This is a genomic window from Amycolatopsis deserti, from assembly GCF_014653945.1.
In the GTDB taxonomy this organism is placed as follows: domain Bacteria; phylum Actinomycetota; class Actinomycetes; order Mycobacteriales; family Pseudonocardiaceae; genus Amycolatopsis_E; species Amycolatopsis_E deserti.
This window is the reverse complement of record NZ_BNAU01000009.1, coordinates 267,626-279,780: the sequence shown is the minus strand read 5'-3', so window position 1 is coordinate 279,780 and position 12,155 is coordinate 267,626. Positions and strand designations below refer to the sequence as shown.

General features: G+C 72.7%; 15 protein-coding genes. 6 read left to right on the top strand and 9 right to left on the bottom strand.

Annotated elements, in window-relative coordinates:
• Window positions 1-20: 20 nt before the first annotated feature.
• From IE290_RS32290 to IE290_RS32280, 3 genes are all read right to left on the bottom strand, one after another.
• Window positions 21-926, bottom strand: a complete 906-nt coding sequence (locus IE290_RS32290; RefSeq protein ID WP_229874840.1) for a PfkB family carbohydrate kinase — start codon at window positions 924-926, stop codon at window positions 21-23.
• A 123-nt stretch (window positions 927-1,049) separates the two neighbouring features.
• Window positions 1,050-1,220: a hypothetical protein gene (locus tag IE290_RS32285; RefSeq protein WP_191248505.1), complete on the bottom strand. Its 171-nt coding sequence runs from the start codon at window positions 1,218-1,220 to the stop codon at window positions 1,050-1,052.
• A 76-nt stretch (window positions 1,221-1,296) separates the two neighbouring features.
• The gene (locus tag IE290_RS32280; RefSeq protein WP_191248504.1) at window positions 1,297-1,770 is read right to left on the bottom strand and encodes a hypothetical protein; all 474 of its coding nucleotides are present in this window, start codon (window positions 1,768-1,770) and stop codon (window positions 1,297-1,299) included.
• Window positions 1,771-1,818: 48 nt separating this feature from the next.
• Here IE290_RS32280 and IE290_RS32275 point away from each other — a divergent pair, with 48 nt between their 5' ends.
• Window positions 1,819-2,412: a TetR/AcrR family transcriptional regulator gene (locus tag IE290_RS32275; RefSeq protein ID WP_191248503.1), complete on the top strand. Its 594-nt coding sequence runs from the start codon at window positions 1,819-1,821 to the stop codon at window positions 2,410-2,412.
• A gap of 157 nt (window positions 2,413-2,569) precedes the next feature.
• Here the strand turns inward: IE290_RS32275 and IE290_RS32270 are convergent, their stop codons facing one another.
• Window positions 2,570-3,772, bottom strand: a complete 1,203-nt coding sequence (locus tag IE290_RS32270; RefSeq protein WP_195830860.1) for an FAD-dependent oxidoreductase — start codon at window positions 3,770-3,772, stop codon at window positions 2,570-2,572.
• Between the two features lie 103 nt (window positions 3,773-3,875).
• Between IE290_RS32270 and IE290_RS32265 the strand changes: the two genes are divergently transcribed.
• The 3 genes from IE290_RS32265 to IE290_RS32255 all read left to right on the top strand — a co-directional run bounded on the left by IE290_RS32265 (window position 3,876) and on the right by IE290_RS32255 (window position 6,407).
• Entirely contained in the window at window positions 3,876-4,898 is a 1,023-nt protein-coding gene (locus tag IE290_RS32265; RefSeq protein WP_191248501.1) for a glycosyltransferase family 4 protein, read from the top strand.
• A gap of 501 nt (window positions 4,899-5,399) precedes the next feature.
• On the top strand, window positions 5,400-5,885 hold the full coding sequence (locus IE290_RS32260) for a MaoC family dehydratase (protein WP_191248500.1): 486 nt from the start codon (window positions 5,400-5,402) through the stop codon (window positions 5,883-5,885).
• Window positions 5,886-5,945: 60 nt separating this feature from the next.
• Complete coding sequence (locus tag IE290_RS32255; RefSeq protein WP_191248499.1) at window positions 5,946-6,407, top strand: DUF4383 domain-containing protein; 462 nt, start codon at window positions 5,946-5,948, stop codon at window positions 6,405-6,407.
• On the opposite strand, the gene IE290_RS32250 is transcribed toward IE290_RS32255, so the two are convergent.
• On the bottom strand, window positions 6,404-7,009 hold the full coding sequence (locus IE290_RS32250; protein ID WP_191248498.1) for a maleylpyruvate isomerase family mycothiol-dependent enzyme: 606 nt from the start codon (window positions 7,007-7,009) through the stop codon (window positions 6,404-6,406). The two genes, IE290_RS32255 and IE290_RS32250, sit on opposite strands and share 4 nt — an antisense overlap.
• Window positions 7,010-7,084: 75 nt before the next feature.
• Between IE290_RS32250 and IE290_RS32245 the strand changes: the two genes are divergently transcribed.
• Together IE290_RS32245 and IE290_RS32240 are read left to right on the top strand one after the other, a co-directional pair.
• A complete protein-coding gene (locus IE290_RS32245; protein ID WP_191248497.1) occupies window positions 7,085-7,504 on the top strand; it encodes a MarR family winged helix-turn-helix transcriptional regulator in 420 nt (139 codons plus the stop codon).
• A 532-nt stretch (window positions 7,505-8,036) separates the two neighbouring features.
• Window positions 8,037-8,891: a hypothetical protein gene (locus IE290_RS32240; protein ID WP_191248496.1), complete on the top strand. Its 855-nt coding sequence runs from the start codon at window positions 8,037-8,039 to the stop codon at window positions 8,889-8,891.
• On the opposite strand, the gene IE290_RS32235 is transcribed toward IE290_RS32240, so the two are convergent.
• The 4 genes from IE290_RS32235 to rfaE2 form a co-directional block, all read right to left on the bottom strand.
• The gene (locus tag IE290_RS32235; RefSeq protein WP_191248495.1) at window positions 8,888-9,046 is read right to left on the bottom strand and encodes a hypothetical protein; all 159 of its coding nucleotides are present in this window, start codon (window positions 9,044-9,046) and stop codon (window positions 8,888-8,890) included. The two genes, IE290_RS32240 and IE290_RS32235, sit on opposite strands and share 4 nt — an antisense overlap.
• 68 nt (window positions 9,047-9,114) lie before the next feature.
• A complete protein-coding gene (locus IE290_RS32230) occupies window positions 9,115-9,828 on the bottom strand; it encodes a methyltransferase domain-containing protein (RefSeq protein WP_191248494.1) in 714 nt (237 codons plus the stop codon).
• Window positions 9,829-9,833: 5 nt separating this feature from the next.
• Complete coding sequence (locus IE290_RS32225; RefSeq protein WP_191248493.1) at window positions 9,834-10,634, bottom strand: glycosyltransferase family 2 protein; 801 nt, start codon at window positions 10,632-10,634, stop codon at window positions 9,834-9,836.
• Entirely contained in the window at window positions 10,631-12,136 is a 1,506-nt protein-coding gene (gene rfaE2, locus IE290_RS32220) for a D-glycero-beta-D-manno-heptose 1-phosphate adenylyltransferase (protein WP_191248492.1), read from the bottom strand. Before rfaE2 ends, IE290_RS32225 begins: the two co-directional genes overlap by 4 nt.
• Window positions 12,137-12,155: the final 19 nt, after the last annotated feature.

The window sequence follows — 12,155 nt, the reverse complement described above, 5'->3', positions numbered from 1 at the left end:
CGGTCGGGGCTGACTGATGGTCATGGCTGCTTCCGCGACTCGAGGATGCCGGGGTTCAGCCGGGGTCGGCCCCCGGCGTGTTCGGTTGTGCTCGCCGCTGCCGCGACCGCCGCCCGTGCGGCGGTGCGCGGGTCCTGACCGCGCGTGAGCGCGCAGGTCAGGGTCGCGACCAGGGCATCTCCCGCACCGGTGGTGTCGACGACGTGCCCGTCGCCGTGCGGGTGGAACTCGTAGCCGGCCCGGCTGACGAACACGTTGCCGTGGCCGGCGACTTCCAGTACGGCCAGATCGAGCCCGTGCGCGAGCAGCATGACGCCCGCCTTGACCCCTTCGGCCACGTCCGTCACGGGCCCTCCGGTGAGGATTTCCGCTTCCCTGGCGTCGGCGCGCAGGATGTCGGCGCACGACAGCAGGTCTTTCTCCGGCGGAACCCCGTCGAGGACCACACGGGCGCCGCCCTGGCGGGCGAGCCGGGCGGCGGTCATCGCGGTGCGGGGCGGCTGCTGCAGCTGGAGGATCACCGACGACGCCTCCCGGAGCAGTCCCGCCGCGGCGAGCACGTCGTGTTCGGCGACGAGGACGTCCTCGGGGATGTCTTCCAGGTAGCGCCACTGGCCGTGGTCGTCGACGACGTTGACGACGAGGGCCGAGCGGGCGTGCTCGCGGACGACGCAGTGGGAGACGTCGATGCCGTCGGCCGCGGCGTGGGTCAGCAGGTCGTGCCCGGCGCGGTCGTCGCCGACCACCGAGAGCAACGCGACCGGCAGGCCGAGCTGGGCGACCCCGACGGCCTGGTTCGCGCCCTTGCCGCCGAGCACCTCGTCGCGCGAGCGCACCGCCGCCGACTCGCCGGCCGCCGGGGCGTCACCCACGCGCAGGACGAGGTCACGGGCGATCTGCCCGACCACGACCACCTCTGGTCTCACGGCGGGAGCAGTACCCGATCCCGATTCGCACTAATCAACCCGAACGGGCGGCACCCGTTCGCGGCACGTTGCCGTGCGCTTTCCGCCGGTCAGCGCTTTCCGCCGCGCAGCGCTTTCCGCCGGTCAGGGGGCGACGGCGACCTCTCCGGTGAGAGCGCCTTCCAGCGGCTGCGTCGCCGGTTCGTCCTCGGGCCGCGCGTGCCTGCTCCGGGCGATGTGCCGGGCTTCGGTGACGAGGGCCGGACCGCCCCACTTCAGGTCCGTGCCGCCGTCGTCGATGCGGTGCCTGCCCATGGTTCCCTCCTGGATCCAGCCCTGGCGCCGGGATACCCCCGGCCCGTTCCGCATACACCTCCCCCGGACGGGTGGGTCAGCGGCGGCGTTTCCGCACCGTGGCGGCGAACGTCGCGGCGGTGACGAACCCGTAGGCCACGTGCGGGACCAGGTCGCTGATCCAGTCGGCGACGCTCCAGCGGCGCGGGTCGGTGATGCGCAGGACGGTCATCGGCCCGTTCGCGGCGACCAGCGCGGCGCCGGTCGCGGCGAGGCCGCCGCGGAGCACGTCCGGCCGCCAGCCCGCGCCGTGCGCCGCGCCGTAGGCGGCGCCGACCGCGGTGCCGGTGACCAGCCCGAGGAGAGCGCCGAGGCCGACTTCCCGGGCCTGCTTCTGCTGTTCGCCGCCGGGGATCCGGACCCCGAGGGTGCGCGCGATCTTCTCGACCGCCTCCTCCGGCAGCGAGCTGGCCGCTCGCCCGCGGACCACCATGTCGACGTAGGTCGCGGCGTTGAGCGCGGTGGCCCCGGCCGCCCCGGCGGCGGCGCCCCGCAGGATCGAACTCAGCATTCCGGCCGGATACCCCCGGCGCGGGCGGGCAACCTCTAGGATCGGGGCATGTCCCGGCCCATGACCTTCACCGAGCGTGCCCGCCGGGAGCAGATCATCGAGTGCACCATCGACCTGATCTCCAGCAAGGGCTACCGCGGCACGTCGCTGTCCGCGATCGCCGAGCGGGCGGGCATCTCCAAGGCCGCGGTGCTCTACCACTTCTCGTCGAAGGAGAACCTCGCGCAGGCCGCGCTGGAGGAGGTGTTCCGGCAGTTCGGCGACTACGTGCGGGACCGGGTGGACCGGCAGCCGGACGCGCGGTCGGCGGTGACCGCCTACGTGCGGGCCATGATCGGGTACCAGTCGGCGCACCGGCGGCACGTCCGGCTCATCACCGAGGTGCTGCTCGACGACGCGAACGGCACGAGGCTCAAGACGCCCGGCTCGCACGACGCCGGCGGCCGCTGGCAGGTGCTGGCCGGCCTGCTCGAGGACGGCCAGCGCGCCGGGGAGCTGCGCGAGTTCGACACCCGGACGATCGCGCTGGCGATCGGCGGCGCGATCGACGGCGTGGTGTCGCACTGGCTCGCGCACCCGGAACTGGACCTGGACGCGGCCGCCGACGAGCTGGAGCGGTTCGTACTGGCGGCGATCTCCTAGCGGTCGCGCCCCGGGCGACTGCCGAGAGGCTGTCCCCCGGTCAACACCATCCGGCGGCTACCAACCTCCTGACCAGGTGCACCTAGTCCGGGAAGGCGTCAAGCACCTTCACCCCACGCGCCCGACACACCGGCCACCGTCGACAACGTCCCTGCACCTAGCGGCGCGCGAAGGCGGGTGCGCGTTCCGGGCGCACGCCGATCCCGCCGAGGTACGCGGCGACCACCGCGAGCGCCGGGATCCGTTGCACCGCGCGCAGCGGCGGCGGCACGCGGGTCAGGGTGCCGTCGAGCGCGGGCTTGAGCAGCATCTCGTGCTCGCCCAGCTGTGCCCGCTGAGCCACCCGCGTCGGGAACTCGCGTCGCTTTTGGACCTTCGCCAGGTCCTGTGTGGACACCCGTCCGGCGGACAGCGGCCCGGCGAGGATCCGGGCGGCCGCGACCGCGTCCTGGATCGCGAGGTTCACCCCGACCCCGCCCACCGGCGACATGGTGTGCGCGGCGTCGCCCAGGCACAGCAGGCCGTCGACGTACCACTGCGGCAGCCGGCCCATCGACGTCTCGAGCAGCTTCACGTCGTCCCACGAGCGGATGTCGGCCAGCACCTCGGCGTCCCAGCCGAACAGTTCGGCGAGCCGACCGCGGAACCACTCGAGGCCGCGGGCGCGCAGCTGCGCGTCCTCGCCCTTGCGGATCAGGTACGAGGTCTGGTGGTACTCGCCGCGGTCCATCGTCACCGCGACCTGCCCGTTGCCGAACACCCCGAACACCCGGCCGTCGCGCTCTTCGTGCGGTGGCGCGGGAATCCGCACCTGCCACACGTCCATCGGCAGGGGGAATTCGAGCGGTCGCAGACCGGCCTCCCGGCGCACCAGGGAATCCCGGCCGTCGCACGCGACCACCAGATCGGCGGACAGCTCACCCTCGCCGTCGGCGTCGCGGTAGGTCACGCCGGTGACGCGGCCGTTGGTCCGGCGCAGACCGGTCACTTCGGTGTTCATGCGCAGGTCGATCGGCTCGGCCGAGGCCAGCAGGTCCAGGAAGTCCCACTGCGGGACCATCCTGATGTGCTTGTGCCGGCCGGGCAGGCGGCCGAAGTTCGCCGCCACCACGGTTTCGCCGGCGACCCGCATCCGCATCTCGGTCAGTTCCGGGCCGGGTACCGCGGCGAACTTCTGGCCCAGCCCGAGTTCGTCCAAAAGGCGCAGCGTCGACGGATGAACGGTGTCCCCGCGGAAGTCCCGCAGGAAGTCCCCGTGCTTCTCCAGGACGGTCACCTTGACTCCGGCCCTGGCCAGCAGGACGCTGAGCATCATCCCGGCCGGGCCCCCGCCTACTACACAGCATGTCACGTGTTCCACACGGACCATGCTAACCGATCGGTCAGAGTCTTGACCGGACGGTTAGGTGTGGGTGATCACAGAACGGGTAGATGATCCGGTATGCCGACTACGTGAGGTGGCGATGCGACGCCTGAGCGTGGCACTGGTGGTGGACAACGAGGGGTTCGGCAGCGCGGAGGTCTACGTCCGGCGGCTGCTGCGGTTCCTGCCGCCGTGGGTGGCGCCGAGCCTCGTGGTGGGCGAGGGTCTCGCCGGCGCGTTCCCGGAGCGGGTGCCGAAGCAGATCGTGCCGTCGGCGGTGCGGAGCGTGTGGGCGCCGCAGATCGAGGGCGCGCTGCGAGCGCTTTCGCCGGACGTGGTGCACGTCAACCTGGCCGACGCGGGGGCGAACCTGGCCGCGCTGCAGGCCGCGGAGTCGGTGGCGCCGACCGTGGCGACGCTGCACCGCACCGGGGGCGCGCCGGAGTCGAGCGTGGTCTGGGACTGCTACCGGCGGCTGGCCGGCGCGGTGGCGCCGTCGCGGATCGTCGAGGCGCGGCTGCGGGAGCTGGGCACGCCCGCGGAGCGGGTGCGGCGCATCCGGCCGGGTGTCGAGGTGCCGCCGGAGCCGGTCGAGCCGTCGGACCGGGCACCGGTGGTGATCGGCGCGATCGGGGTGACGGGGCTGGACCTGCTGCCCGCGGTGGCGGCGCTGCGGCGGCGCGGGCGCGAGGTGCGGGTGCTGGTCGCCGGCGACGGGCGGGACCTGGCGGAGCGGGCGCGCGGGCTGCCGGTGCGGTTCCTCGGGCGGTTGCGGGATGTCAGCGCTTTCCTGCGCGGGCTGGACGTGTTCTGCCTTCCGTCGCGGCGGGACACGTTGTCGCTGGCGGTGCTGGAGGCGATGGCGCACGGCCTGCCCTGCGTGACGACGGCCGTCGGGGAGACGGTGGAGGAACTGGCCGGCGCGGCGATGATCGTCCCGCCTGGGGACGCGCCGGCGCTGGCGGGCGCACTGGACCGGGTGAGCACGGACCTGGCGCTGCGGCGCAAGCTGGCCCACGCGGCCCGGGAGAAGGCCGCGGAGGACTTCGAGGTGCGACGGATGGCCGCGGAGACGGCGGAGGCACTGGCGGCCGCGCACGCGTTGAGCAGCCCGGCTCGCTGAGGCCGGGTGCCGGTGGCTGGAGGACTCGCCCGCCGGAGGTTGCCAAGGCGATGGCGAACTCGTCGCCAGGAGCCGATGCCCGGGGGCTTGGCTGGCGCGTGGATCGAGTCCGCGGTGCCAGGCGACGCGTGCGGGTCAAGTCGCCGCCTGCGTGGCGAGCCGGTGCCCGAGGGGCGAACGGGTGTCTGCGGGGCGAACGGGTGCCTGCGGGCTGTGGCACGCGGTGGCCGTGGACCGGGTGAACGGGCCGATGGCAAGCTCGTCGCCAGGACGGGGTGGCCGGGGCGCCGTGTGCGGAGCCGATGCCCGAGGGGCTTGGCTGGCGCGTGGATCGAGTTCCCGCGGTGCCAGGCGACGCGTGCGGGCGAAGTCGCCGCCTGCGTGGCGAGCCGGTGCTCGCGGGCGAACGGGTGCCTGCCGCGCGCGGGGCGAATGGCTACCAGCGGGCCGAGCCGCCGTCACTCGTGCTGGGCCGGTCCTCCTGCGTGCGATGCTGACGCCATGACGATGACCCTCAGCGAGGCCGACTTCGCCGCGCCGATCGACCACCGCTTCTTCGAGGACTACCAGCCGGGCGCGGTGTACGAGTACGGCCACCTCTCGGTCACCGAGAAGGAGATCCTCGACTTCGCCGCCCAGTTCGACCCGCAGCCGATCCACACCCAGCCGGCGTGGGCGAGCACCGGGCCGTTCGGCGGGCTCATCGCCAGCGGCTGGCACACCGCGGGCCTGCTGATGCGCCTGTTCGCCGACCACTACCTCTCCCGCAACGCCAGCCTCGCCTCGCCCGGCGTGGACGAGCTGCGCTGGCCCGCGCCGGTGCGGCCGGGCGACTCGCTGCGGCTGCGCGCCACGATCCTGTCGGCGCGGGCGTCACGTACCAAGCCGGACCGCGGGCTCGTCCACACCCGCGGCGAACTGCTCAACCAGGATGACCAGGTCGTGTTGAGCCTCGTCGCGATGAATCTCATCGGCCGCCGTCCGTGAACTGGTTTCGAAACGGTATGCGGGGCTATCCGGGAACCAATTCGTCCCTGAGGAGTAGCCATGACCGGGAGTTTCGCAACCGCGACCAGGGCCCGTAGGCCCGTGCAGGCCGCGGCCACCGTCGTCGCCGCCGTGTTCCTGCTGGTCGGGATTCTCGGGTTCATCCCGGGCATCACCACGAACTACGGCGACCTGACCTTCGCCGGCCACCACTCCGACGCGATGCTGCTCGGTGTGTTCGCGGTGTCCATCCTGCACAACATCGTGCACCTGCTGTTCGGCATCATCGGCCTGGCGCTGGCCCGCACGCCGGGCGGAGCCCGCGGGTTCCTGGTGCTGGGCGGCTTCGTGTACCTGCTGCTGTGGGTCTACGGGCTGGTCATCGACCAGGACAGCGGCGCGAACTTCGTCCCGCTCAACAACGCCGACAACTGGCTGCACCTGGGCCTGGGCGTCGGCATGATCGCGCTCGGCTGGGGTCTGACCGCCGTCGAGCGCGGCCGGGAGAAGCGCACCGCCTAGATGCCGGTCAGCTGCGGGATGGTCGCGGTGCGGCCGGCCAGCAGCATGACCAGGGCCTGGATCGGGCCGCGGACCTCCGCGCCCTCGCCCGCGCTCCACTCGGCGTCCGTCGCGATGAGACGGTGACCGGCCAGGCGTTTGCGGGCGTGGAACGGAAAACCGATCTCCCACAGGTGGTCCGCGGCCGCGACCGCCGCGTCGGCGGGCATCGGCAGGCGCCGGCCCAGCGGCATCGCGATGTCCTGGGTGTGGACGTGCACGTCCATCAGCGCGTTGTCGAGGGACTGCCCGGGCGCGAGACGGCGCACGCCGATCGCGCCCCGCAGCATGTCCACCACCTCGGACGGCGAGCGTCGCGCCGACTCCCGCTTGGTCAGGTCGTGGACCATGCGGTTGAAGCTGCCGCGTGCCCGGATCGCGGCCTTGAGGACGGTGCCGACGCTGGCGTAGGGGGCCAGCGCGACGTGCGTGGCGACGTCGTGGACCGTCCAGCCGTCGCACAGCGACGGGTAGGTCCGCTCGACGTCGGTGAGGGAGGCGAAGAGGTCGGCGAGGCGCTCGCGTTCCGCGTCGATCGCCTGCCACTTGTCGTTGTGGTCCATGGAAACCTCGCCCGAAAGTGGTAAGATGGTCTGACTACTTTAATCAAAGTCACTGACTATCGTCAAGGAGCGTGCGTGAACACCGGACTGCTGCTCTACATCCCGTACCGGCACCTGGAGAACCGGGTGATGGACGCGATCCGCGCCGCGGGGTTCGACGTGACGCTCGCGCAGGCGCGGCTGTTGCAGCGGCTGAACCCGGGCGGCAGCCGGCTGACGGAGCTGGCCGAGGCGGCGCAGGTGACGAAGCAGACCGCCGGGTTCCTGGTCGACCAGCTGGAGCGGGCCGGGTACGTGCAGCGGATGCCGGACCCGCGCGACGGCCGGGCGCGCCTGATCCACGCGACGGACAAGGCCCGCGAGGCGGCGCCCCACGCGGAAGCCGAGATAGCCCGAATCGAGGCCGAGTGGGAGAAGCACGTGGGCCGGCGGAGGATGACCCAGCTGCGCGAGACGCTGGAGAAGCTGTGCGAGATCACGGACCCCTACCGCTGAGGGGGTTGGCGGGGGCCGTGGGGCGGCGGCGCAGCTGCGGTCGGTGGGGCGCTGCGCCACAGAGTGGACGGGGTGTGGGGCCCGGGCGATGCGTGGTGCGGCGGGCGTGGCCGTGCGGCGGCGCGCCGCAGTTGGGGCTCCTGCGGAGCCGCGCCGTGCGGCGATGGCGACGGCGGGTGGGCGAGCGCAGCGGTGGGCAGTCGGGTGCGGCTGTGTCGCAAGGCGACGGGGGGCCGCGCGGCGGGTGCGGCCCGCGCACCGGCGCCCAGCCCGATGGTGTGTCGCGCGGATACGGCGAGGCCGCCTACGGCGAAGCCGCGGCGGCGCAGCCTGCCCCGCCCGGAGCGCGGCCGCTCGGTTGCGCCCCAGCTGCGCCGCAGGCGACGGCAAGGGATCGGTTGAGGTGAGCGTGATGCGTAGGCGAACACGGCACGTCCGGCGGCTGCGGCCAGCGTGGATGCCCAGCCTAGCCGGCACCCGTCCACGGCACGCCTCAGCCCGGGGCCACCCGTCGGCGACGAAGGTCGTTTCCGTGCCGTTTCGTCCCAGCTCGCCCTCGACCGCCGCTGTTTATCGGGTTGTCGAGAACGGGCGCGTCGCCTTCGTCAAGGTTCTTCAGGCTCCCCGGCATTCCCCGGTGTTCGCCGCCCTGCCGGGCCATCTTCGGGACCGGCTCACCCGCGAGTTCCCCTGGCGCGCGGAAGCGGACTTCCTCCTGTCCGGCTTCGAACTGCCACCCGCGCTGCGCACCCCCGACGTCTACCGCATCGACGAGCTCGGTGACGGCCGCGTCGCGATGTGGCTCGAGGACGTCCAGTGCGCCGACCTCCCCTGGGACCCGCCGCGCTTCCAGCACGCCGCCTACCTGCTCGGACGATGGGCCGGCCGCCGCTTCGGCGGGCCGCCCGGTCCGGCGCTGCGCATCCTCACCGAGGGGCGGCTCCAGCTCGACGCCTTCACCCGCCTCACCACGAACGACCAGCGCACGCTCGCCGGCCGCGTGCCCGCCCTGCTCGACCGCCTCGACGCGCTACCCCAGGCCACCGGCCACAGCGACGCCTGCCCGCAGAACCTCCTGATCCCGCGCGCGGCCCCGGACACGTTCGTGGTGATCGACGTCGGCTGGCAGTGCCCGTTCCCGGTCGGCGCCGACCTGGGGCAGCTCCTCATCGGGCTGGCCGACGAGGGCACCCTCCCGGTCACCGCCCTGCCCGCGCTGCACGAGCTGGTCATCGACGCCTACCGCGACGGGCTGCGCACCGAAGGTCACCAAGTGAGCCGCGACGAAATCACCTTCGGCTGCGACGCCACACTGGCCATCCGCAGCGCCTTCCACACGCCGCCCGAACTGTCCGCGTACCTGACGCGGCTCGGCCTCGCGCTCTAGGACTGCGCGTCCGGAACCGACGTCTCCGGCTCGTCGTGCTGCCAGAGCGCCGACCACACCAGCCCGCGGTTCTCCGTGCCGCCGGTCCGCGTCGTGCTCTCGGGTTGCTCCGGCCACAGGTTGATCGCACCCGCCGGAATCCTGTGGGTCGTCATGCGGTTCACGGTATGCATCACGCATTTCACGCCAGTCGAGGGGAGTGCGCTGGTGCGAGTCAGGTCACTCAGTCGAAGAATCGGGACAGATGTCCCGCGTCCGGTTCCTCCACCGAACCGTCCTTGACCGGCCGCAGCTCGGCGAAGATGCTCGCCCCGTCGCAGCCCGCGTGCAGCGGGAACCAGGTGCGCGACGAGCCCGGCCGGCGGCAGATGCCCTTGATCGTCTGCACGTCCAGCAGCCGCACGTGCGTCGGATCGGCCACCGCGTTCACGTAGCGCCACCACGGGGATAGCACGTAGGCGATGCCGCCCGGGCGCAGCACCCGGTGCACCTCGTCCACCAGCGGCAGGAAGTCGATCAGGTGCTCCAGGATGTGCACCAGGAACACCCGGTCCGCGCACGAGTCCGCGAACGGCAGCGGCCCGGACAGGTCGGCCACCACGTCCACCTCGCCGGTGGTCACCAGATCCACGCCCAGGTTGCCCGGGTACTGCTTCTGCCCGCCGCACCCCAGGTCCAGGATCAGCGGATCCCGCCCGCCGACCCGCACGCGGTCCCACACCGCGAACACCCCGTCCAGCCGGCCGATCAGCTCACGCGCGGTGTCCAGGTGCGCGCGTTCGCCGACCTCGCCGGTCAGGTGCGCGACGCCGCGGTCGAAGCGGACCTCGAGGTCGAGGCCACGCAACCGCTCGTCGCAGGAGAGCAATTCTTCCGCCGCCCGCTCCAGGTACTCGTCCTGGAGCCGGAGGCGCGTTTCGGAAACGGGCTCGGTCATGATCCTCACGGGGGAACGACGTCGTAGGCTTCGGTGTCCCGGTTCACCACGGTGGTCGGTGACTCCAGGTGCACGGCGCCGGTGGGCAGGATGCCCGCCGCGCCGTACTTGGCCGCGACCTTCATCTGGGCCAGCACGTCCTCACCGCAGTGCTCCGCCGGCAGCTGCTGCCAGAACTCGAACCCGCCGACGTTCACCAGCGCCTCGCGGTCGAACATCGCGCAGCCGCCGACCCACGCCACCTTGTACGCGGTCCACTTCGGACGGTGCCACACCAGTTCCGACAGGTGCGTCGGGTTGGCCGCGTTGTGCAGCGTCCAGCGCTGCCATTCGCGCGTGCCGGGCGTGATCTGCTCCGGCTCCGGGCTTCCCTCCCACTCCTCGTACGGCTCCAGTTCGTCCGGCCGCCGATCGTCCAGGTAGGACAGTCCGGTGACGGCGTTGCCGACCATGCCGCAGCCCAGCTCGGTGATCGCCGAGTGCAGGCGGGTGATCGCGCCAGGGTCGAGCCACACGTCGTCGTCCAGGAACAGCACGAAGTCCGCTTTCGACTGGTCCAGCAGGTAGTTCCGCTGCTGCGCCAGCCCGCGGCGGGGGAGGTTCCGGCTCAGCTCGACCGGGTGCCCGTGGTGCCGCAGCACCCGCACCATCGCCTGGGCCGGTGGCGAGTCGTAGGACGCGTCCCCGTCGGACTGGTCGGCCACGTGCACGGCGAAGTCCGGGAAGTCCTGCGCGGCCAGCCCGGACAGCGTCACGGCCAGTTCGGCGGGCCGCTCGCACGTCGGGATGAGCACGTCGACCCTCACGCGCCCTCCCCGACCGGGGCCGAGGTCCGGATCTTCTCGATGACCGAGGTCGTGGAATGGTCCGCGACGTAACCGAGCACGCGGACCTCGCCACCGTAGGACCGCACGGTCGGCGCCTCGGGCAGCATGTTCTCCGTGTAGTCGCCGCCCTTGACGTAGAGCTGCGGCTCGAGCAGCTTCAGCATCTCCACCGGAGTGTCCTCTTCGAACACCGCCACGTGGTCGACGCAGCTGAGCGCCGACAGCACGGCCGCGCGGTCCTGCGCGGTGTTCACCGGCCGGTCCGGGCCCTTGAGCCGTCGCACGCTCTCGTCGGAGTTGACCGCGACGATCAGCACGTCCCCCAGTCGCTTGGCCTCGTTGAGGTAGGTGATGTGCCCGCGGTGCAGCACGTCGAAGCAGCCGTTGGTGAACACGACCCGCCGCCCGGACTCCCGGTGTGCGGCGACGGCGCGGGCGAGCTCGTCGGCGGGCACCGCGGCCTCGCGTTCCCGGCTCAGCGCCAGGGACAGCTCGGCCGGCGTGCAGATCGCGGTGCCGTCCTTGTGCACCACCACGTTCGCCGCCGCCTGTGCCAGCTCCATGCAGCTCGTGGTCGGCAGGCCCGCGGCCCGCGTCAGCACGAGCGCCGCGGCGAACGTGTCACCCGCGCCGCTGGCCTGGCTTTCCGGCGCGGGATCGGCCCACGTGCGGTAGCCGCGGCCCTCGCCGGTGAGCAACATCGCGCCGTGCCGGTCCATGGTCACGACCGCGGCCGCCGCGCCGGTCTTGTCGAGCAGCGTCCGCCGCTCGTCCTCGAACAGGCGCGCCCGCTCCTCGCCGGGTTCCGGCAGCTCGGCGCCGAGCAGGTGCGCGGCCTCGGCGGCGTTGGGCGTGACGAGGTCGGGGCCGGCCGGCCGCCAGTGCTCGAAGTCGTGCGCGTCGACCACCAGCAGCGGGATGTCCGCGCGCAGCCGCGCCACCGCGTCCCGCAGGGGCTTGCCGAGCAGGCCGTTGCCGTAGTCGCACACCATGAGCGCGTCCGCGCCGGCCAGCGCCTTCTCCAGCGCCTGGGTGAGGCGGTTCGTCTGGACCGCGGGCAGGTCGTCGCGGTCGCCCTCGTCGAAGCGCAGCATCACCTGGTCGTCGGCGACCACGCGTTGCTTGCTGATGCTGCGTCGCGATGGTGCGGTGAGCAGGTTCTGCGTGTCGACGCCGTGGGAGTCCAGCAGTGCGGCCAGTTCCCGGCCGGGGTCGTCGTCGCCGACGACGCTGACGAACCGGACCCGCGCGCCCAGCGCGGCCAGGTTCGCCGCGGTGTTCGCCGCCCCGCCCGGCGACAGGGCGCGCGCCCCCACGTCGACGACGGGTGCCGGGGCCTCGCGGCAGATGCGTTCGCAGGTGCCGGACAGCCACACGTCCAGGATCGCGTCCCCGAGCACCACGACCGTGGGCGCGGTCTCCGACAGCAGCCGGACGAGGTCCGGCGTGATGGGGGCCACGTCCTTGGTCTCGCCTGCCATGTCCACCTCCTTCTCCTCC